Here is a 19,913-nt window from a genome sequence, read left to right as displayed (position 1 = left end):
TCTCTGGTTGTTTTCTGGTTTTCATCTGAGCTTGATGCGCGGGTCGATGAACGGCGCGACGATGTCGGCCAAGAGATTGCCGAGCACGATGGCGAAGGCAGACACCAGCGTGACGCCCATGATGATCGGGATGTCGACGCGCTGGATGGCCTGCCAGGCGAGCTGGCCGATGCCGGGCCAGCCGAACACGCTTTCGACCACCACGATGCCGCCCATGAAGATGCCGATGTCGATGCCGATCATGGCAATGACCGGCAGGATGGCGTTGGGCAGCGCATGGCGAAAGATGATGGCACCGCGCGCCAGGCCCTTGGCGCGCGCGGTGCGCACATAGTCCTGGCGCAGCACGTCGATCATCGACGAGCGCATCATGCGCGCGTACCAGCCGGCGCCAAGGATGCCCATGGTCAGCGAAGGCAGCACCAGGTGGCGCCAGGTGCCGTAGCCGCCGATCGGAAACCAGCTCAGTCGCACGGCAAAAACATAGAGCAGCAAAAGGCCGACGACGAATTGCGGCGCCGAGACGCCGACGAAGGAGGCGACCATCAGCGTCTGGTCGGTGGCGGTGCCGCGCTTGACGGCGGCAATCAGGCCCATGCTCAGGCCGATCAGCAGCTCGCACAGGATAGCGCCAACCATCAAAAGCAACGTCGCTGGCAGGCGCGAGACGATCAGCTCGGCGACCTCGGAGCGCTGGATGTAGGAGCGGCCGAGATCGCCACTGAGCAGGCTCACCAGATAGTGCCAGTACTGGACGACGAAGGGCTGGTCGAGACCGAGTTGCTGGCGGATGTTCTCGACCGTCTGCGGCGTGGCGCTGCGGCCGGCGATCTGCCGCACCGGATCGGCCGGCAAGAGATAGAGCAGTGCAAAGGTGATCAGCGAGACGCCGAGCAGGATCAGCAGCGACTGGATGATGCGGCGGCCGAGATAGGCGATCATGCCCGGCCCCTTTGCGTCGGATCGAGGATGTCGCGCAGCGCGTCACCGATCAGGTTGAAGGCAAGCGCCAGCGCCAGGATCGCGGCACCCGGGAAAAACACCAGCCAGGGTGCGGCCTGGAAGTACGTCTGGTTCTCGAAGATGATATTGCCCCACGACGCCGTAGGCGGCTGCACGCCGATGCCGAGATAGCTGAGCGTCGCCTCGAGCAGCACGGTGGTCGAGATGCCGAGCGTGCCCCAGACGATGATGGTCGGCAAAAGATGCGGCAGGATATGGCGAAACAGGATGCGTGGCGCACTTGCGCCGATGGTGCGTTCGGCATCGATGAACTCGCGCTCGGCGAGCGAGCTGGTCTCGGTGTAAATGACGCGCGCGGTCTGCACCCAATTGACCAGCGCGATCACCATGGCGACGATCCACAGGCTCGGCTCGAACACCGCCGCCAGACAGATGGCGAGCAGTAGTGCCGGAAACGCCATCATCAAATCGGTGAACCGCATCAGCGCGCTACCGATCCAACCACGGAAATAGCCGGCGGTGACGCCGACCAGCGTACCGATCAGCAGTGCCACGCCATTGGCGACGATGCCGATGATCAGCGAAGTGCGCGCGCCAAACAGGATGCGGGTCAGCAGATCGCGGCCGAGCAGGTCGGTGCCCAGCCAGAATTTGGCATCGGGCGGCAGCGGCGCGCCTTCAAGCGTCAGCCCGTCGAACATCTGCTCGTTCGGATCGTAGCCGGTCAGCCACGGCGCCAGGATGGCCCCGGCGAGGACGATGGCGATGATGACCAAGCCGAGCACCGCCAGCGGTCGCTTGATCAGCCGCCGCCAAACGCCGGCGCGCGGCTTGACTGGCATGCGCCCGGCTGCCGGCAGGTCAGGCGCGGTGGGACTGGTCATCGCCACCCTCTTCTTCAGTCATCGCCACGATCCGCCGCGCCGCCTCTTCGAGGCTGATCTGCCAACTCATCGCCAGCGATCTCAGCTGCCCATAGGCGCGGTCGTCGTCGGCGCCCTTCGATAGCGCAGCCACCGCGCGCACGATGGTCTGGCGCTCGGCGACGCGCTGGCGCAGCGAGGCGATCTCGCCCGCCAGGTGCTTGCGCGCCTCAAAACTCTGCCGCGCGATCAGCAGCGCACTGTAGACGCCGGCATTGCCGACCGGCTTCAAGAGCTGGGCGTCGGCCTTGTGCGACAGTGCCCATTCGATGCGGCCCGGCGCCTCGGAGCCGATCAGCGCCACCAGCGGCATCGGTGCTTCGCCCGGTTTCCAGGGGAATTGCTCGTCGAAACCGAGATCGGCATCGAAGAAGACGAAATCGGCCGCCAGCACTTCGGGCGGCAATTCAGGCCAGCAATCGACCGTGTCGAGACCGATGGCCGACAATTGCCTGGTGATCGCCTGCACCGTCGGATGCGGACGATGCAGGATGAAGGCCCGCGCGCCGCCAAGATTGGGGATGCGTAGGATTCTCGTCACGACACCACCCTCAGGCGCGGACGGCCGAATGTCCTGGCGGGGTCGTAGCGCGACAGATATGGATCCGGCGCCACCTCGTCCTCGCGGCTGACGACCTCGAAGAACCCGTCCGCGATCCGCCCGATCATCACCGGCAGCGTCGCGTGCTGGGAGTGGGCGTCGATGGCGATCGGCCCGAGCCGGGTGGAGAAGCGCCGTTCGGCGAAGGCCTTGGAAAATTCCGCCGGACCGGCGTCGGGATCGTGCGAGAGCACGTCGGCCATCACCTGCACGGAGGCATAGGCGGAGGCCTCGAAGGACGAGGCGAATGCGGCCGGCCGCGGCGCGAAATATGGCCCGACCGACAAATGCCCCTTCCCGGTTTCGCCGATCGCCGGCAGCTCGCCCTCGGTGAGATTGCAGGAGATGACGGGGCAGGCTTCGGGGCTGAAGGCGGGATCCTCATCCGCCAGGTCGCGATAGGCCGCGAGGAAAGCGTAGGACGATGTGCCGATCAGATTGTTGAGGATGAAGTTCGGTCGCGTGGCCCGGATTTCCCCAATCAGACGCGACACGTCGGTCTCGCCGATGCGCAGATAGCGCTCGCCCAGAACCTTGCCGCCGGCATCGGCGATCAAATCGCGCGCCACGCGGTTCATCTCCCAGCCCCAGATATAGTTCGATCCGAGTAGGAAGCCGTTGGCGCCGAAGCGCGGCACGACATGTGCCATCAGCGGCACCAGGTGCTGGTTTGGGCAAGCATGCATATAGACCACATGCTCGTTGGCCTCGAACCCTTCATAGGGGCAGGCGTACCAGAGCATTCCGCCCGCTTTCTCCAGAACTGGGATCGTCTCCTTGCGGCTCCAGGAAGTGACGCAGCCGACGACATGGCGCGCGCTGCTGGTCTTGAAGATGTCCTCGCACAGTGTCGCATAGCGATCCGCATTGCTTTGCGGATCGCGCTCGACAGGCACCAGTTCGATGCCATGGCGGCGGTCGGCGTTGATGTCGGCGATGGCGCGCATCGCGCCCATCCGGCACGCGTCGGAGACGAGCTGATAGCTTCCCGACCGCGAGTAGAGGATGCCGATCTCGATACGCTGTTTCAAGCAAAGCCCCAAATGACAATGCCCCGCAGCCTCGACCCGGTGGGAGAGGCATACGAGGCATTCTTGCCGCCCGGCGACCAAGGCCGGTATTTTCGTGGATCAGCCTATTCCGTCCCGTCGGTCAGTCAAGCGCGAAAGTGATTGCATGGCGCGCCGGCTGGCTGGAGGGATTTCCAGCTAGTCGCGCAGGCTGAAAACGAAAGGCGCCGTGCGGGTGACGCGCGCACCGAGCTCCGCCGGCGGCGTGGGCACCGTGGCGCCCTTCAGCGCGCTGAGCGCCGCGCGGTCGAGATCGGCGTCGCCCGACGAGCGGGCAAGCCGAGCAGAGACCACTCTGCCGGACGCGTCGACGATGAAGGTCACGTTCGGGGTGCCTTCGGCCCGTCTGGATTTTGCCGCGCTCGGGTAGCGCGTGTGCCGCCGGATCCACGCCGCCAGGCTGGCATTCCACCGCGACGGGCTGACGCTCGACCGCGGCGCCCCATCGGACGACTTTGGCGCGGCGGCCTTGGCCGCAGCCTTGGCGTCGATGCTGGCAGTCGTCACCGTCTTGGGCGGTGCTGCCTTCTCCTTCTTCTTGCGCTGTTTCGGCTTTTCGACAGGCTTCTTTTCCGTCGTCTTCTTCGCTTCGACCGGCTTGTTCGCCTTGACTTCCGTCTGGATCGGCTTCGGCTGCGGCAGCGGGATGACCACGTCGGGCGCGACCGTCTCGACGATGTCGGGCACGACCTCTTCGAGTGGTGGCGGCTGCTCGCTCAGCGCTGCAACCGTCGGCTCCGCCGGCTCGGGCGCCGTGGCCTCTTCGGCTTCGACCGGCTGTTCGGCGACCGGCTCCGCATCTTCCACGACCGGCTCCGGTGTCGGCTCGGTCACCGGCTTCACCTCGGCGATGGTCTCCTCAACTGGATCGGCCTGGTCGGGCGTCACCACATCCGACATCGGCGTCTCTTCCTGAACGGCGGGTGCGATCACCATCGGCGACATTTCGATCGCCAGTGCCGGTGGCGGCCCGCCATCCGACATCTCGGTCAGGCTGAAATTCTGCACGGCATAGGCGACCGCCACATGCGCGACCAGAACCAGAGCTGCCGCGCCTGCCCACAGGCCAGCCGTGCGCACGCTGAAGCGCGGCGGATCGATCCTGGGCAGGGCGGCGGCTTCAGTCATTGGGCTGGGCTGCCGTTTGGCGCCGGCGCCGGACTTCCGCTCGTGGCCGGCGCGGTGGCATCGGCGGCGGGCAATGTCTCCAGCCCGACCAGCGCGATCTTGAGATAGCCGGCGCCGCGCAGAAGGTTCATCACCTCCATCAGATCGCCATAGCCGACCGTCTTGTCGGCGCGCAGAAAGATGCGCGTCTGCTTGTCGCCCTTGGTCCTGCCGTCGAGCACGGCGGCTAAGGTGGGGCGCGGCACGCTGTCATTGCCGATCGCCAGGGTGAGATCGCTTTTCAGCGTCAGGAAGATTGGCGTCTCGGGCCGCGGCGCCGGCGTCGCGGTCGAGCCGGGCAGGTCGACATTGACATCGACCGTCGCCAGCGGTGCCGCGACCATGAAGATGATCAGCAGCACCAGGATGACGTCGATGAACGGCGTGACGTTGATCTCGTGGCTTTCCTCGAGATCGTCGCTTGCCGTTTCGCGAATTCTAGCCGCCATGGCTGCTTACTCCGCTGCCATGGCACTTGCCGGCGGCACGGTGCGGAAATCGAGGTCGCGGCTGACCAGCCGCTTGACGCCAGCCGAGGCATCGGCAAGGATCTGCCGGTAGCCGGCTATGGATCGCGCAAAGACGTTGTAGATGACCACCGCCGGGATTGCCGCCACCAGGCCCATGGCGGTGGCGAGCAGCGCCTCGGCGATGCCGGGCGCCACGACCGCCAGATTGGTGGTCTGCGCCTGCGAGATGCCGATGAAGGCGTTCATGATGCCCCAGACTGTGCCGAACAGGCCGACAAAAGGCGCGGTCGAGCCGATCGTCGCCAGCAGGCCGGTTCCGCGCGACATGCGCCGCGCCGCGGCCGCCTCGATACGCGCCAGGCGGGACGTGACGCGCTCCTTCAGGCCCTCGCCCGAGACGTGATTGAGCGCGCCGGCCGAAAGCGCCGCCTCTTCCTCGGCTGCGCGCACCAGAAGGGCGCCGGGGCCGTTGTTGTGGCCGAGCGCACGCCCGGCCTGCATCAGCGTCGCGGCATTGCCGATGGCGTTGGCCGCGCGGCGCGCGCGCAGCTTGCCGCCAAAAATCTCCAGCGACTTGGCCAGCCAGATCGTCCAGGTGACAAAAGACGCGAAGGCAAGCCCGATCATCACCGCTTTGACGATGATGTCGGCGGCCATGAACATGCCCCAGGGCGACAGGTCGTGTGGCAGCGTCAGCGAGATCACCGTCGACGGCTCTGCTCCTGCCGCTGGCGGTGCCGGCTGAACGCCTGGCTGCGGCTCCGCCGGCGCGGCTGCGGCCGGCGCATTTGCGGCGGGCGCGGAGGGCGCTTGTGCCGCCGGGGCCTGGGTTACCGGGGCCTGTACTGCCGGAGCCGGCGTTGCCGGCTGTTCCTGCGCCACGACTGCGCCGGTCGACAGGACGACCGATGCGGCCAGCGCCGCCAACAAACCAGTTCTGGACACGCTTCGTCCTCGCTTTGTCATTGCACGTAACCGATCGGCTGGCCGGTGACGGGATGCGCAAACACCCCCATCTCGACGCCGAAAATACCCTTGAGCACGTCGCCCTGCATGATCTCGCCGGGCGTGCCGCGGGTCAGCAGCCGGCCGTCCTTCAGCGCGATCAGCTCGTCGCAGTAGCGCGCCGCCATGCTGGGATCGTGCAGCACGACGACGACGCAAAGGTCGCGTTTGCGGCTGAGATCCTTGACGAGGCGCAGCACTTCGACCTGATGCGCGATGTCGAGCGCCGAGATCGGCTCGTCGAGCAGCATGACGCCGGCATTCTGCGCCACCAGCATGGCGAGCCAGGCGCGCTGGCGCTCGCCGCCGGACAGTTCGTCCACCAACCGGTCGGCGAAACCGGCCATGTCGGTCAGCGCCAGCGCCTCCTCGACATGCCTTTTGTCCTCATGGCCGAAGCGGCCGAGCGCGCCATGCCAGGGATAGCGCCCGAGCGTCGCCAGTTCGCGCACGGTGAGGCCGGTCGCCGCCGGCGTCGTCTGCGGCAGGTAGGCCAGCGCACGCGCCAATTCGCGCGCGCCCCATCCGGCCAGCGGCCGCTCGGCGAAGCTGATCGCGCCGGCACTTGCCGGCTGCTGGCGCGCCAGAAGCTTGATGAGCGTCGACTTGCCCGACCCATTGTGGCCGATCAGTCCGTAGACGCGCGAACGCTCGAGTTCGAGCGAGACCGGGCCGAGCAGGGTCCGCTCGCCGACGGCGAAACGCACCGCTTCGATACGGAAGGCAGTTTGAACTCCAGCCACGCTTTCGGCCTTTCTGCAACTCCGGCTTGCGCAGGTCCCAGCATCCGGTTCCCGGCAACCATTGCCTATGAAACATGAGTTTACTAGTCAACTCTGAAGATGACTTTTTGAATCAACAAAAATGTCGTGACGCACGGGCGGCACGTCGAAATCGGGCAAGTTCCGGGGGTTGGCGCGGCTGTTTCTGCTCGTGGAACATTTCGGGGCGGACGAAGCCTGCCTGCGGCGGCCATATCGCTGGTTGCGCTCTTCGGCGGCGGTCGGGCTTTCGCGCAGGAGGCGACCAATCTCGACCCGATCCAGGTGCAGGAACGCGTCGACAACGCCTTCGGGCCGGTCGACGGTTATGTCGCCAAACAAGGCTCGACCGGCACCAAGACCGACACGCCGCTGATTGAGACGCCGCAGTCGATATCGGTCATCACCAAGGACCAGATGGAAGCCCAAGCCGTCAACAGCCTGAACGATGCGCTGCGCTACATCCCCGGCGCCACCGGCAATCTCTACGGCGCCGACAATCGCGGTCTCGGTCTGCAGCTGCGCGGCATCTACCGGCGCCTGCATGACGCCCAGCACCTGGCATCGGCGACTGAGAGGGTGGACGGCGGCGCCTTCCCCGACCACGATGATGGGCAGCAAGCGTGAGGCAAGCGGCACATGATCAAGGCGACACCGTTCGATTTCCCCTATGACGGCAGGCTGGTGCCGGAAAACACCGCCCTCATCGTCATCGACCTGCAACAGGATTTCCTGTCGACGACTGGCTATTTTGCCAAACAGGGCTACGACCCGGCTCCACTGCGCGCCATCTTGCCGACGGTTAGCCGGCTGATCGCGGCAGCACGCGCGGCCGGCCTCAGGATCATCCACACCAGGCAAGGCTATCGGGCCGACATGGCCGACATGACGCCGTACGAAAAATGGCGCCGCAAGCGCGCCGGCCTCGACGGCACCGACATCCTGCTGCGATCCGGTTCCGGCTTCCAGATCGTGCCAGAGATCGACATCGCACCTCAGGACATCATCGTCGACAAGACCTGCAACGGCGCCTTCACCTATACAGATTTGGAACTTGTCCTGCGCTCGCAGGGCATCACGCATCTCTTGTTTTCGGGATGCACGACCGATGTCTGCGTGCACACAACGCTGCGCGAGGCCTGCGATCGGAATTTCCAGTGCCTGACGATTTCGGACGCCTGCGCCAGCGGCGACAGATACGCGCATGAGGCAGCGCTGCACATGATCACGGTCGAGGACGGCGTCTTTGGGGCGCTGGCGGATTCAAGTGCTGTGCTGGCGGCGCTGTCGCGGCTGTCTGGGAAGGCGAGAGAATGAAAACGGTAGCGATCCTTCACACGCCTCTGGTGAAGGATCGCTACAGAAGGGCTCTCTTCTGCACAGCTCAGCCCGCCGCGCGAACTTCCGGAACAGCGCGCGATACAAACGCCTCCGGCTGCGGCATCTCGGCCTCGCGGCGCGCCAGCGTGTTACTGAGCAGCGTCGCCGTTTCGCGGCCGACCGTGGCGATCTCGCGTGGCCGGTCGATGCCGGCGATCATGAACTCATTTACACCCAGGGCCGCATAGGGCAGCAGCGAAAGCGCGATCTGCCCCGGCGGACCTGAAACCTCGATCGCCTTGTGATCGGTGGCGGCGGCCTTGCCTTCGGAACGAATCCGAACCGGCAGCGCGAACCGCACCTTGCCGGCGCGCCCGTGTTCGGCAGCAGCACTGCGCACGCGCTGCATCAGCAGCCTAACCTCGTCCAGCGAGCCGGCGGCCAATTCGAAGACATCCGCATGCCGCCCGGCAACCTTGAGCGCGGTTCCGGACTGTCCGCCCATGCGGATGGTCACGCAGTGCGGCCCCTTGCGCGGGACGTAGCCGCCTTTGACGCTGTAGAAGGCGCCTTCATGGTCGAAAGGCCTGTCGTTCGACCACAGCCGCTTCAGCAAGACCAGATATTCGTCAATGCGTTGCCAGACCACAGTGTGGCCGACCGGACGCGCCTCGGCATCGTCGTCGCTGAGCGGCTCACTGAGCATCCTGAGCGACAGCCGGCCGCCGCTTTTGACATCCAGCGCCGCCAGTTGCCGCGCCGCCACCGTCGGCTCGATGACGCCGGCCCAATGTGTCAGCACCACTTCGAGCGACGAGGTGCGGTCCAGCGTCTGGGCGGCAATGTCCATATTGGTCAAAAGGCCGGCCTGATCGTCGACGACGATCTTCCTGAAGCCGGCATCCTCGACCAGCGAGAGCTTGTTCGCGGTCTCGACGAAATCATAGAAAAAACTGGCGTCCTGCGTTTTACCGGGAACATGCGTGAACTCGATCGGCATTGCCATCTCCTCCATCACGTTGGGAATAGCTGATGCGGCGAATCCGAAATCCATCACCCGGGCGCACGAAAGCGCACCGCGATCAGGTTTTTCAAACTCGGATTGAAGGCGGTAGGCCGCCACCCCTAACTCAGGGAATAAGGCCGAGAACGACTGCCCCGGTGAACACGAACGCAAGAGCGAAAACGAGATAGGCGAAGGCGCCCGCATAGGCCGGGCGAAAGGCCTGGCCATTGACCAGCCTCTGGCCGTTGCGATCAGTCTGAGCGTTCTGGATATAGGACATATCGACCTCCGTCTCGCCGGTTAATCTATAAAATCAGTAGACTTTGTCGAGTGCTATTTTTTGGCGATTGTTGGAACGATTTTCTCCAATCGACGGGAAAATTGGTTCCGCTTTGCTGAGAGCCGCGTCATCGCGATTGATCGGCCCGAAGCGGCGGCATGCGCTTCTGACCTCGAACGGCCTATGCCCTCGCCTTTCTGTCCTGTTTCAGGCATTGGCCACCCGGTGCTTGAAGGATAGCATCATCGCAGACGGCAAAGTGAAACGACCAAACCGGGGCATGGGAGAAAAAGCATGGGCGAAAGACTGGCGGGCAAGGTCGCCATCGTTTCAGGCGGCGCGACGGGAATGGGCGGGGCGGCCTCGGAGCTGTTCGCGGCGGAAGGCGCCAAGGTGGCGATCATCGACCGCAACGGCGAAGCGGCAGCCGCCACCGCCGCCGCGATCCGGGCGCGTGGCCATGTCGCCGAGCATTTCGTCGCCGATGTTTCCGACGAAGCGCAGGTCGAGGCCGCGGTGAAGGGCGCTGGCGAAAAACTCGGCCCGGTCACCGTGCTGTTCAACCATGCCGGCACCATCGTGATAAAGCCCTTCCTGGAGACGACAGTTCAGGAATGGGATTGGCTGCATGCCGTCAATGTGCGCTCGATGTTCCTGATGACGCGCGCCGTGCTGCCCGGCATGATATCAGCCGGCGGCGGCTCGATCGTCTGCACCTCGTCGATCTCGGCGGTAGCGGCGACGCCGATGGAAGTGCTCTACGACACCACCAAGGGCGCCTGCCACATGTTCGCGCGTGCGATTGCCGTCGAATTCCGCGACCGCAACATCCGCTGCAACGCGGTCTGCCCAGGCTTCATCCGGACACCGCACGGGATGCGCGAGGTCGCCGATCTGGGAAAACTCGGCGTCGATGTTTCCGATGCGGCACTCGCCGCGCAGCAGGGCCGCATCGGCGAGCCGGAAGAGGTGGCGAAGGCCGCGCTGTATCTGGCCAGCGACGAGTCGAGCTTCGTCACCGGCGCGCATCTGTTCGTCGACAACGGCTTTACCGCGATGTGAGAAGCGGAGCGCTGGCAGCCGCTCGGGCTGTCAGCGCTCCTCGCGTCGAAACGGCTTGAGCAGCGCTGAAGGCGCCACTGCATTGCGCGACATCACCGCCATGGCGACGATGGTGAAGATGAAGGGCAGCATCAGGAACGCTTCATAGGGGATATGGCCGAGCCCGCTCGCCTGCATGCGCAGTTGCAAGGCGTCGACGAAGGCGAACAGCAGCGCGGCGCCCGCCGAGCGCCACGGGTCCCAGCGGCCGAACACCACCAGCGCGATCGCCACCCAGCCGCGCCCGGAGACGACGCCGAAGGTGAAGGCGTTGAACTGCGCCATCGACAGGAAGGCCCCGGCCAGGCCCATCAAGGCGCCGCCGAGAATGACGGCCTGGAAACGCGTGGCAATGACGCCGACGCCGGCAGAATCGGCAGCGCGCGGATTTTCGCCGACCATGCGCACCGACAGGCCCCAGGGCGTGCGGTAAAGCACGAAGGCGGCAAGCGGGATGGCGATGATCGCCATGTAGACCAGCGAGAACTGGTTGAACACCGCCGGTCCGAGCACCGGGATGTCCGAGAGAACCGGGATTGGCAGCGTCTGAAAACCCTTGATGTTCGGCGGCACCGATTGCTGGCCGAAGATCAACCGATAAAGGAAATAGGCTAGCCCTGAACAGAACAGCGTCACGCCGATGCCGCAGACATGCTGGCTGAGGCCGAGCGCCACCGTAAACAGCGCATGCAGCGCCCCCATCAGCATGCCTGTCAGCACCGCGACCAGCACGCCCAGCCACAAGCTGCCGCTCAGGCTGGTGGCGGTGAAGCCGGTCATCGCCGATAGCAGCATGATGCCTTCGATACCGAGATTGAGCACGCCGGCCCGCTCGGAGAACATTTCGCCGAGCGTCGCAAAGGCCAGCGGCGTAGCGATGCGGATAATCGCGCCGAGGAAGCCGACCTGAAAGATCTGTTCGAACACCGCGCTCATCGCGCAGCTCCGACGCGGCGGAGGCGATAGGCGGTGAACAGCAGCGCCACCAACATGGCAAGCAGCGCCGTGCCCTGGATGACATCACTGAGGAAAGCCGGCACGCCGGTCGCCCGCGACATCGCCTCGGCGCCGGTCATGACGGCGGCAAGGAAGATCGCCGCCGGCACCACGCCGAGCGGATTGAGTCTCGCCAGCATGGCGACGACGATGCCGGAATAGCCGTAGCCCGGCGAGATGTCGCTCATCACCTGGAAATGCACGCCGCCGACCTCGCCGACCCCGGCCAGCCCGGCCAGCGCACCGGAGAGCAGCGCGGTCGAGATCAGCACGCGTTCGACATGGATGCCGCCATAGCGCGCCGCCTCGGGGTTTTCGCCGGTGACCCGGATCCGGAAGCCGAGCGTCGTGCGCACGATCAGGAACCAGATCAAGGGTGCCGCGACCAGCGCCGCCACCACGCCGAGATGCAGCCGCGTGCCTTCGAGCAGCACCGGGAAGTTCGCCGAATCCTCGATCGGCGGCGAGATCGGATAGCCGCTGAAACTGTCCTTCCACGGCCCCTCGATCAGCGCCATCAGGGCGTAGAAGATGACCGAGTTGAGCAGCAGCGAGCTGACCACGTCGTCGACCTTGAATTTCACCCTGAGCGTCGCCGGCACCAGCGCCACCGCGGCACCAGCGGCAGCACCCGCCAGCGCCATCAAGAGCATGGCGAGCGGCCCCGGCATAGGGATGGCGCCGACGGCGCAGCTAGCCACCGCACCCGCCAGCAACTGCCCCTCGGCGCCAATGTTCCAGAATTTTGCGCGGAAGGCGATCGCCACGGCAAGTCCGGTGAAGATCATCGGTGTTGCCCGAACCAGCGTTTCGGTGATGGCGTAGCTGTCGCCGAGCGAGGCCGAAAACATCACGCCATAGGCTTCGACGACGCCGGCGCCGGCCAGCGCAATGAGGCCGCTGCACAGGATGAGTGTCGCCCCGATCGCCAGCAGCGGCAGGGCCAGATTGAACCAGGCGGGCGTCGAGGTGCGGGCTTCGAGGCGAAACATCAGGCCGCCTCCTCTGCCTGCCCGGCCCCGGTCATCAGCAGGCCGAGCCGCGCCACGGTGGCGTCCGCACTGTCCAGCGTGCCGGCGATGCGGCCCTCATACATCACCGCGATGCGGTCGCAGAGCATCAGCAGTTCCTCGAGATCCTCGCCGATGACGATGATGCCGCAGCCCTTGGCCCGCATGTCCAAGAACTTTTCGTGGATGAAACGGGCGGCACCTATGTCGAGGCCGCGTGTCGGCTGCGACACGATCAGCACTTTTGGGTCGAAGGCAAGCTCGCGCGCCAACAGCGCCTTCTGCAGATTGCCGCCGGACAGCGCCCTGGCACGCGTCATCGGCCCGGGGCAACGAATGTCATACACTTTGATCTGTTCCTCAGTGAAGGCGCGGATCGCATCGGGCTTGAGCAGCCCCTTGCGGCTGAAGGCTTCGGTGCCGATGCGCGGCAGCACCATGGAATCGGCGAGCGGCAGATTGGTGACCAGCCCGGTCGTCATGCGGTCCTCCGGGATGCGCCCGAGACCGAGCGTCTGCACCTCGCGCGGCGAGAACCGCGACACTGCTTTGCCGGCTATCGTCATCTGGCCGGCGTCCGGTATGAGCACGCCTGAGATCACATCGGCCAGCGCCCGCTGGCCGTTGCCGGAGACGCCGGCAATGCCGAGGATCTCGCCGGCACGGACCGCGAGCGAGACGCCGCGCAGCACCGTACCTGAATGACCTGACGTCGAAATGCCGTCGAGGGTGAGCACCGCCGCACCCGGTGTCGACGGCCCCCTGGCCGGCGGCACGATCTCGTGGCCGCACATCAGTTGCGCCATCTCGGATGAAGTGGTCGTGGCCGGCGTATCGACACGCCCCGCGACACGGCCATGCCGCAGCACCACGCAGCGATGCGTCAGCGCCCGCACCTCGTTGAGCTTGTGCGAGATGAAGATGATGCCGAGTCCTTGCGCGGCCATCGAACGCAGCGCCGCAAACAGCCCGTCGACCTCCGTCGGCGCCAGCACCGCTGTCGGCTCGTCGAGGATCAAGAGCCGCGCGCCGCGAAACAGCGCTTTGACGATTTCCAGCCGCTGCTGTTCGCCGACCGACAAAGCCGACACCGGGAGGTCGGGATCGAGCGTCAGCCCGTGCTGCCGGCCGATTTCGTTGAGCCGCGCCAGTCCGCCGGCGCGATCGATCCGGCCGGACTTGCCGGGAATGCCGATCAACAGGTTTTCCAGCACCGACAGCCGCGGCGCGAGGTGAAAATGCTGGTGCACCATGCCGATGCCGGCGGCGAGCGCATCGGCCGAGCTGTTGATCCGCACCGGCTGGCCCTGGATAAGAATCTCGCCGGCGTCGGGCGCATAGGCGCCGAACAGCACGTTCATCAGTGTCGTCTTGCCGGCACCGTTCTCGCCCAGCAAGCCGAGGATTTCGCCCGGCGCCACACTGAGATCCACGGCCTCGTTCGCCTTGACGGCGCCGAAGCTCTTGGTGATGCCGCGCATTTCGATGAGAGGGGCGGGCAAGGGCAACTCCGATCGGAACTGGCTTTATGATTCAGCTTTGACTGGATGGGAATGCGCTGCACCCCCTCTGTCCTGCCGGCCATCTCCCCCTCAAGGGGGGGAGATCGGATGTCACGTCGGCTTTCGCTAACCGTTCGCCATCAAGGTAGCGCCGCCGACGAAGCTGCCAATCTCCCCCCTCGAGGGGGAGATGTCCGGCAGGACAGAAGGGCGGGCAGGCATCCACCCCCAAAAAGCAGAACCTCAATCCGAAACCGGCGTGTTCTCGTCCACGTCGACGCGGAAATTGCCTTCGAGGATTTCGGTCTTCTTCTTTTCGACCAGATCCTTGACCTCCGCCGGCAACGTCTTGTCGAATTTGTGGTATGGCGCCAAAGAGGAACCGCCCTTGGCCATGCGCGAGAAATCACCATAGTCCTGCGCGGTGAAGACGCCGGCCTTGACCAGTTTGATCGCCTGTTCGACGGTCGGATACATGTTCCAGACCGGCCCGGTGATCACCGTGTCGGGGCCGAGGCTCGACTGGTCGGACATGTTGGAGATGGCGAGGATCTTCTTCTCCACCGCCGCTTCGATGACGCCGAAGCGCTCGGCATAGATCACGTCGACGCCGGCATCGATCTGGGCGATCGCGGCTTCCTTCGCCTTCGGCGGATCGAAGAAGGAACCGATGAAGGCAACCTTCTTCTTGATGTTCGGATTGACCTCCCTGGCGCCGGCAAAGAAGGCGTTGACCAGCCGGTTCACTTCCGGAATGCCCATCGCCGCCACGGCGCCGATCGTGCCCGATTTCGACATCTTGCCGGCGATCAGGCCGGAGAGATAGGCCGGCTCATGGATCCAGTTGTCGAAGACGCCGAAATTGGGTTCCGCCGGCCCGGCGCCCGAGCCGAACAGCCAGGCGGTCTTCGGAAACTGCTTGGCGGTACGGCGCGATTCACGCTCGGCGGCGAAGGCATCGCCCAGCACCAGCTGGTAGCCGCCTTGCGCATATTCGCGCATGACGCGGCTGAAGTCGGCGGTCTGCACCTTTTCCGACCATTTGTACTCGATGCCGAGCTCTTTCTCGGCCTTCTGCAAGGCGACGTGGATCTGGTTGTCCCACGGCTCCTCGATCGGCGTGGCGAAGATCGCCGCCACCTTCAGTTTGTCCTTGGCGAAGGCATTGCCCGGCAGCATGGCGGCAGCCAGGCCAAGTGCGCCCAGTTCCAGCACGTTGCGTCGCGATAAACCCTCGCGTTTCGATTGGATTTTGCAGTTGTCGTTTTTCATGGAAATGCCCCTCTGGTTGACAGCCGTGTCGAGCCGGCTGTTCTCAGGAATGTCCGACAGGGAACTATGGAACGGCGCCTGAGTTTTGTCCACGTGGTCAAATTTGGCTTTTATGATGTTGAACTTGAGAAGCGTTGGTGGGACAGCGCCCCCCTCTGTCCTACCGGACATCTCCCCCACGAGGGGGGAGATCGGATGTCGCCAATGCTCTCGCCAATCTCCAACGTCACAAAAAGCGGCGCCATCGGCGAAGCTGCCAATCTCCCCACTTGTGGGGGAGATGTCCGGCAGGACAGAGGGGGGCGCGAAGGAACGCCAGCGCTCGTTCTGGATGGCTCGCTATCGGCCGACTGCACTTTCCCACGAACCGGTCTCGGCCATGCGCCTGAGCAGGCGCCCCGGCTTGAAGACATCCTTGCCGGTCCGCTCGTGCCAATGGTCGAGGCGCTCGACGATCTTGTCGCCCCCTTCGAGCCCGGCCCAGAACATCGGCCCGCCCTTGCCGACCGGAAAGCCGTAGCCGTTGACCCAGACGACATCGATGTCGGACGCGCGGGCCGCGATCTTTTCCTCGAGGATCTTGGCGCCTTCGTTGACCAGCGGATAGAGCGTGCGTTCGATGATCTCGTCTGCGTCGATCGCGCGCGCCGCGATGCCTTTTTCGGCCGCCTTGGCGCGGATCAGCGCTTCAACCTCCAGGTCGGGAACCGGCGTGCGAGAACCGTTCTCATAGCGATAGAAACCGCTGCCGGTCTTCTGGCCGAAACGCCCCTGTTCGCACAGCGCATCGGCGATCACGGCCGTCAGCCCGCGCGCCTTGCGGTTGCGCCAGCCAATGTCGAGGCCGGCGAGATCGCCCATCTGGAACGGCCCCATCGGCCAGCCGAAATCGGTGAACACACGGTCGATCTGGCTGGGCGTCGCACCTTCCAGCAGCAGCGCCTCGGACTCCGCACCGCGCGCGGCCAGCATGCGGTTGCCGACGAAACCATGGCAGACGCCGACGACCACAGGCACCTTGCCGATCCGCCGCGCCAGTTCGACGACGGTCGCCAGCACGTCCGGCGCGGTCCTTTCGGCGCGCACGATTTCCAAGAGCTTCATGACATTGGCCGGCGAAAAGAAATGCAGGCCGACGACATCCTGCGGCCGCGACGTCGCGGCGGCGATGGCGTTGACGTCGAGATAGGAGGTGTTGGTGGCTAGGATCGCGCCGGCCCTGGCCACCGCGTCGAGCTTGCCGAACACCTCCTGCTTGACCGCCATCTCCTCGAACACCGCCTCGACGATCAGGTCGCAATCGGCAAGGTCGGCATAGTCGGTGCTGCCTTTGAACAGGTCGAGCCGCTGCTGCCTGGCCTCTTCACTGAGCGAGCCACGCGAAACGGAAACGGCATAGTTCTTGTCGATGGTCGCCAGCCCACGATCCAGCGCCTTGCGGCTGGTTTCCAGCAAGGTCACGGGAAAACCGCCATTGGCGAACGCCATGGCGATGCCGCCGCCCATCGTGCCGGCGCCGATGACGCCGACCTGGGCGATCTTGCGCCAAAAAGCATCCTTGCCGGAACCCTTTGCCGCCTCACGCTCAGCAAAGAACAGATGCCGCTGCGCGCGCGATTGATCACCGGCAACGAGTTTCAGGAACAGTTCGCGCTCCGCCGCCAGCGCTTCGTCGAAGGACAGCGAAATCGCGTTGCGGACCGCCTGCGCGCAGGCGATCGGGGCTTCGAGGCCCCGCGCCTTCTTGGCCAACTCCGTCGCCTGCCTGTCGAAGGCGGCGAGATCGGTCTTTCCCAGACGATCGTTGCGGTTACGCACGGGCAGGAATGGCCCGCCTTTGACGACCATTTCGCTGGCGAAACGAACTGTTTGCGCAAGAAGATCGCCATCGAACACCGCATCGACCAGGCCCGCCTCAAGCGCTTCGGCAGCACCGATCGGCGCCCCCGAGACGATCATGCCGAGCGCCTTCTCCGCGCCGACGAGGCGCGGCAGCCGTGCCGTGCCGCCGCCACCCGGCAGCAAGCCGAGTTTTACTTCCGGCAGGCCGAGTTTCGCATTGCTGTCGGCGACGCGGAAATGGCAACCGAGCGCCAGTTCCAGCCCGCCGCCAAGCGCGGTGCCGTGAATGGCGGCGACCGTCGGCTTGGCGATGGTCTCCAGCAGCGCGATGACGGCGCGCAGCTCCGGCTGCTGCACCGGCTTGCCGAATTCGGTGATGTCGGCGCCGGCAACAAAAGTCCGCCCGGCACAGGCAATCACGATGGCCGCGACGGTAGGATCGTCGCGCAGTGCGGCCAGCGCCTGGTGAAGAGGCTCGCGCACGTGGAAGCTCATGGCGTTGACCGGCGGATTGTCGATGGTGACGACCGCGACATCGCCGTCCCTTGCAACGCTGACGAAATCGGACAAGACGAACCTCCAGCAAGTGCGAACCGCGCCCGCGGGGTTTACAGGGCCGATATCCGGATGGGAACCGGATTTCCGGCAGGGCCGGTATTCTCCCGGCGCTGGATCAGTGGGAGCCGCCTGTCCTCAGCGCAGTGCCTTCTGCCCGCCCGCGACTGTAATCACCCCGACGATGATCAGCCCGGTCAGCAGCAGACGCACGCCGGCGCTGACGCCGAATGTGTTGAGCATGGTGAGCAGCAGCACCAGGAACAGCGCCGCGCCCCACACGCCCGGCACATTGGCCTTGCCGCCGGCCACCGACGTACCACCGATGACGACGACGGCGATCGAGGCCAAAAGGTACTCGTTGCCGATGTCGACATTGGCGCCGCGGAAGTAGCCGGCGAGCAGTGCGCCGTCGAGGCCGCCGAGCATGCCCGACAGCGTATAGGTGAGGAAGCGGACGCGCCCGACATTGACGCCGGCCAGCCAGGCGGCCCGGATGTTCTGGCCGATCGCCAGCACCGAGCGGCCATAGATCATGCGTTGCAGCGCAATCGCTGCACCTATGGTGAACAGCACCGTGAGGATCGCCAGCACCGGGATGCCTAGGACCTGCCAGTTGGTGAAATCGGCGAAACCCGGCGGTGGCTTGATCTGCAGCCCGCGCCCATAGCTGATGTCGATCGACTGGATGATGAAGCTGGCCGACAGCGTGGCGATGATCGGCGGAATGCGCAGCGCCCAGATCAGGAGATAGTTGGCGGCGCCGACCGCCATGCCGCAGGCGAGCGCCGCCAGCAGCCCGACGACGATCATCGCATCATTGCCGTCCATCACCTTCATGGCCACCGCGCTGGCGAGGCCGATATTGGCCGGCAGCGACAGGTCGACATTGCCCGGCCCGAGCGTGATGACGAACATCTGGCCGACGCCGACGATGACGGTGAAGACGGCGAGCGAGAGTGCGGCCGTGATCATGCCGCCGCCGCCATAACCGCCGGTGAAGGCGACCGTCGCCAGCCACACCAGAGCCGCGCCAATGAAGGACCATATCCAGGGCTTTGCGATGAGCGTCTGCAACGAGGCCATCGTCACCTCTCCCTGCGGCTGATCAGCACGCGGGCCGCAAGCACGATGATGAGGATGGCGCCATTGGCGGCCACCTGCCAGTCGGGCGGGATGTGCATGAAGGTGAGCAGCGGCGAGGCGGCGAGCGCCAGCGTCAGCGCGCCGAGCACCGCGCCGATCGGCGACACCCGGCCGCCAACGAATTCGCCGCCGCCGAGGATGACGCCGGCGATCGCAAGCAGCGTATAGCCGTTGCCGATATTGGCATCGGCCGATGTTGTGATGCCGATCAGCACCATGCCGGAGAGCACGCCGAACAGGCCGGTCAGCGCGAACAGCACGGTCTTGGTCTTGAGCAGCGACCATCCGGCGCGCTTGAGTGCTGCCGCGTTGCCGCCCGAGCCACGCAGGATGACGCCGTAGGAGGTGCGCATCAGGCCGAAATGCACGACCGCCGCGATCAGCAGCGCGGCGATGATCGGGAAGGGGATGAAAGGCGGCTTGAACGCCATCAGCGACAGCAGCCAATCGGGCGCCTTGCCGCCGGGCTTCGGCAGGATGAGGATGGCAAGCCCCTGCCAGACGAAGCTCATGCCGAGCGTCACCACGATCGACGGCAGATTGCGCAGATGGATCAGTGCGCCGAGCAGCGCGTAGACGCCGATCGAGCCGGCAAGCACTGCGATTCCGAGCAATGGCGCATCCTTCAGCCATGTCGCAGTGACGCAGCCGACGAAGCCGACAAAAGTGCCGATCGACAGATCCAGCTCGTTGCCGGCGATGACGAACATCTGCGCGATCGTCGCCAGGGCGATCGGGATCGCCAGGTTCAGCATCAGGCTGAAGCCGAAATAGCTGATGGCGCGCGGGTTGAGCCAGGCGATGGCCAAAAGCACAAGCGCCAGCGACAGCGCCGGCAAAAGGCTGCGCAGCATGCGCGCCCGCGCCGCCGCGTTGCGCGTCGAAGCGCCCTTGAGCTGGTTTTCGATGGCCGCCGCTGTCAT

The 19,913-nt window shown here is 65.3% G+C and carries 20 protein-coding genes; 3 read left to right on the top strand and 17 right to left on the bottom strand.

The genetic code is table 11. The annotated features are described in order from the left end of the window. Positions 1-21: 21 nt before the first annotated feature. The 8 genes from ACFX5Q_RS13665 to ACFX5Q_RS13630 form a co-directional block, all read right to left on the bottom strand. Positions 22-942, bottom strand: coding sequence for an ABC transporter permease (locus ACFX5Q_RS13665; RefSeq protein ID WP_404278596.1), 921 nt, complete (start codon positions 940-942; stop codon positions 22-24). Continuing rightward, positions 939-1,805 (bottom strand): ABC transporter permease, encoded by an 867-nt coding sequence (locus ACFX5Q_RS13660; RefSeq protein WP_404278773.1) that lies wholly within the window; start codon positions 1,803-1,805, stop codon positions 939-941. Before ACFX5Q_RS13660 ends, ACFX5Q_RS13665 begins: the two co-directional genes overlap by 4 nt. A 19-nt stretch (positions 1,806-1,824) precedes the next feature. Further along, positions 1,825-2,427, bottom strand: a complete 603-nt coding sequence (locus tag ACFX5Q_RS13655; protein ID WP_404278594.1) for an ANTAR domain-containing response regulator — start codon at positions 2,425-2,427, stop codon at positions 1,825-1,827. Further along, positions 2,424-3,518, bottom strand: coding sequence for a transporter substrate-binding protein (locus tag ACFX5Q_RS13650; RefSeq protein ID WP_404278592.1), 1,095 nt, complete (start codon positions 3,516-3,518; stop codon positions 2,424-2,426). The genes ACFX5Q_RS13655 and ACFX5Q_RS13650 overlap by 4 nt, the downstream gene beginning before the upstream one ends. Positions 3,519-3,695: 177 nt before the next feature. After that, positions 3,696-4,685: a TonB family protein gene (locus ACFX5Q_RS13645; protein WP_404278590.1), complete on the bottom strand. Its 990-nt coding sequence runs from the start codon at positions 4,683-4,685 to the stop codon at positions 3,696-3,698. Continuing rightward, positions 4,682-5,173: a TonB system transport protein ExbD gene (gene exbD, locus ACFX5Q_RS13640; protein WP_404278588.1), complete on the bottom strand. Its 492-nt coding sequence runs from the start codon at positions 5,171-5,173 to the stop codon at positions 4,682-4,684. The genes ACFX5Q_RS13645 and exbD overlap by 4 nt, the downstream gene beginning before the upstream one ends. Positions 5,174-5,179: 6 nt before the next feature. Further along, complete coding sequence (exbB, locus tag ACFX5Q_RS13635) at positions 5,180-6,139, bottom strand: tonB-system energizer ExbB (RefSeq protein WP_404278586.1); 960 nt, start codon at positions 6,137-6,139, stop codon at positions 5,180-5,182. A gap of 17 nt (positions 6,140-6,156) precedes the next feature. Then, the gene (locus ACFX5Q_RS13630) at positions 6,157-6,942 is read right to left on the bottom strand and encodes an ATP-binding cassette domain-containing protein (RefSeq protein WP_404278584.1); all 786 of its coding nucleotides are present in this window, start codon (positions 6,940-6,942) and stop codon (positions 6,157-6,159) included. Positions 6,943-7,068: 126 nt separating this feature from the next. Here ACFX5Q_RS13630 and ACFX5Q_RS13625 point away from each other — a divergent pair, with 126 nt between their 5' ends. Then, entirely contained in the window at positions 7,069-7,587 is a 519-nt protein-coding gene (locus ACFX5Q_RS13625) for a TonB-dependent receptor plug domain-containing protein (protein ID WP_404278582.1), read from the top strand. A 12-nt stretch (positions 7,588-7,599) separates the two neighbouring features. Continuing rightward, the gene (locus ACFX5Q_RS13620; protein WP_404278580.1) at positions 7,600-8,277 is read left to right on the top strand and encodes a cysteine hydrolase family protein; all 678 of its coding nucleotides are present in this window, start codon (positions 7,600-7,602) and stop codon (positions 8,275-8,277) included. Between the two features lie 67 nt (positions 8,278-8,344). On the opposite strand, the gene ACFX5Q_RS13615 is transcribed toward ACFX5Q_RS13620, so the two are convergent. Together ACFX5Q_RS13615 and ACFX5Q_RS13610 are read right to left on the bottom strand one after the other, a co-directional pair. Further along, the gene (locus ACFX5Q_RS13615) at positions 8,345-9,280 is read right to left on the bottom strand and encodes an LLM class flavin-dependent oxidoreductase (protein WP_404278578.1); all 936 of its coding nucleotides are present in this window, start codon (positions 9,278-9,280) and stop codon (positions 8,345-8,347) included. 130 nt (positions 9,281-9,410) lie between these two features. Next, complete coding sequence (locus ACFX5Q_RS13610; RefSeq protein ID WP_404278576.1) at positions 9,411-9,566, bottom strand: hypothetical protein; 156 nt, start codon at positions 9,564-9,566, stop codon at positions 9,411-9,413. A 294-nt stretch (positions 9,567-9,860) separates the two neighbouring features. Between ACFX5Q_RS13610 and ACFX5Q_RS13605 the strand changes: the two genes are divergently transcribed. Further along, the gene (locus tag ACFX5Q_RS13605; RefSeq protein WP_404278575.1) at positions 9,861-10,628 is read left to right on the top strand and encodes an SDR family NAD(P)-dependent oxidoreductase; all 768 of its coding nucleotides are present in this window, start codon (positions 9,861-9,863) and stop codon (positions 10,626-10,628) included. Between the two features lie 30 nt (positions 10,629-10,658). On the opposite strand, the gene ACFX5Q_RS13600 is transcribed toward ACFX5Q_RS13605, so the two are convergent. From ACFX5Q_RS13600 to ACFX5Q_RS13570, 7 genes are all read right to left on the bottom strand, one after another. After that, a complete protein-coding gene (locus ACFX5Q_RS13600; RefSeq protein ID WP_404278573.1) occupies positions 10,659-11,603 on the bottom strand; it encodes an ABC transporter permease in 945 nt (314 codons plus the stop codon). Further along, positions 11,600-12,655, bottom strand: coding sequence for an ABC transporter permease (locus tag ACFX5Q_RS13595; protein WP_404278571.1), 1,056 nt, complete (start codon positions 12,653-12,655; stop codon positions 11,600-11,602). The genes ACFX5Q_RS13600 and ACFX5Q_RS13595 overlap by 4 nt, the downstream gene beginning before the upstream one ends. Continuing rightward, positions 12,655-14,175, bottom strand: coding sequence for an ABC transporter ATP-binding protein (locus tag ACFX5Q_RS13590; protein WP_404278569.1), 1,521 nt, complete (start codon positions 14,173-14,175; stop codon positions 12,655-12,657). The genes ACFX5Q_RS13595 and ACFX5Q_RS13590 overlap by 1 nt, the downstream gene beginning before the upstream one ends. A gap of 243 nt (positions 14,176-14,418) precedes the next feature. Next, a complete protein-coding gene (locus ACFX5Q_RS13585) occupies positions 14,419-15,447 on the bottom strand; it encodes a BMP family protein (protein ID WP_404278567.1) in 1,029 nt (342 codons plus the stop codon). Positions 15,448-15,786: 339 nt separating this feature from the next. Then, complete coding sequence (locus ACFX5Q_RS13580) at positions 15,787-17,859, bottom strand: 3-hydroxyacyl-CoA dehydrogenase NAD-binding domain-containing protein (protein ID WP_404278565.1); 2,073 nt, start codon at positions 17,857-17,859, stop codon at positions 15,787-15,789. Positions 17,860-17,982: 123 nt separating this feature from the next. Then, entirely contained in the window at positions 17,983-18,930 is a 948-nt protein-coding gene (locus tag ACFX5Q_RS13575; RefSeq protein WP_404278563.1) for an ABC transporter permease, read from the bottom strand. 2 nt (positions 18,931-18,932) lie between these two features. Then, on the bottom strand, positions 18,933-19,913 hold the full coding sequence (locus ACFX5Q_RS13570; protein ID WP_404278561.1) for an ABC transporter permease: 981 nt from the start codon (positions 19,911-19,913) through the stop codon (positions 18,933-18,935).

Source organism: Mesorhizobium sp. IMUNJ 23033, assembly GCF_044778005.1.
GTDB lineage: Bacteria > Pseudomonadota > Alphaproteobacteria > Rhizobiales > Rhizobiaceae > Mesorhizobium > Mesorhizobium amorphae_A.
The sequence above is the reverse complement of the archived record's forward strand: the minus strand, read 5'-3'. Positions and strand labels throughout refer to the sequence as shown.

Bases quoted from the DNA above. Each gene is read 5' to 3' on its own strand.
- ACFX5Q_RS13645 (WP_404278590.1), bottom strand. From the start codon at position 4,685: ATGACTGAAGCCGCCGCCCTGCCCAGGATCGATCCGCCGCGCTTCAGC.
- ACFX5Q_RS13595 (WP_404278571.1), bottom strand. From the start codon at position 12,655: ATGTTTCGCCTCGAAGCCCGCACCTCGACGCCCGCCTGGTTCAATCTG.
- ACFX5Q_RS13570 (WP_404278561.1), bottom strand. From the start codon at position 19,913: ATGACAGCGGCGGCCATCGAAAACCAGCTCAAGGGCGCTTCGACGCGC.
- ACFX5Q_RS13585 (WP_404278567.1), bottom strand. From the start codon at position 15,447: ATGAAAAACGACAACTGCAAAATCCAATCGAAACGCGAGGGTTTATCG.
- ACFX5Q_RS13615 (WP_404278578.1), bottom strand. From the start codon at position 9,280: ATGCCGATCGAGTTCACGCATGTTCCCGGTAAAACGCAGGACGCCAGT.
- ACFX5Q_RS13665 (WP_404278596.1), bottom strand. From the start codon at position 942: ATGATCGCCTATCTCGGCCGCCGCATCATCCAGTCGCTGCTGATCCTG.
- ACFX5Q_RS13605 (WP_404278575.1), top strand. From the start codon at position 9,861: ATGGGCGAAAGACTGGCGGGCAAGGTCGCCATCGTTTCAGGCGGCGCG.
- ACFX5Q_RS13575 (WP_404278563.1), bottom strand. From the start codon at position 18,930: ATGGCCTCGTTGCAGACGCTCATCGCAAAGCCCTGGATATGGTCCTTC.
- exbD (WP_404278588.1), bottom strand. From the start codon at position 5,173: ATGGCGGCTAGAATTCGCGAAACGGCAAGCGACGATCTCGAGGAAAGC.
- ACFX5Q_RS13660 (WP_404278773.1), bottom strand. From the start codon at position 1,805: ATGCCAGTCAAGCCGCGCGCCGGCGTTTGGCGGCGGCTGATCAAGCGA.
- ACFX5Q_RS13620 (WP_404278580.1), top strand. From the start codon at position 7,600: ATGATCAAGGCGACACCGTTCGATTTCCCCTATGACGGCAGGCTGGTG.
- ACFX5Q_RS13600 (WP_404278573.1), bottom strand. From the start codon at position 11,603: ATGAGCGCGGTGTTCGAACAGATCTTTCAGGTCGGCTTCCTCGGCGCG.
- ACFX5Q_RS13610 (WP_404278576.1), bottom strand. From the start codon at position 9,566: ATGTCCTATATCCAGAACGCTCAGACTGATCGCAACGGCCAGAGGCTG.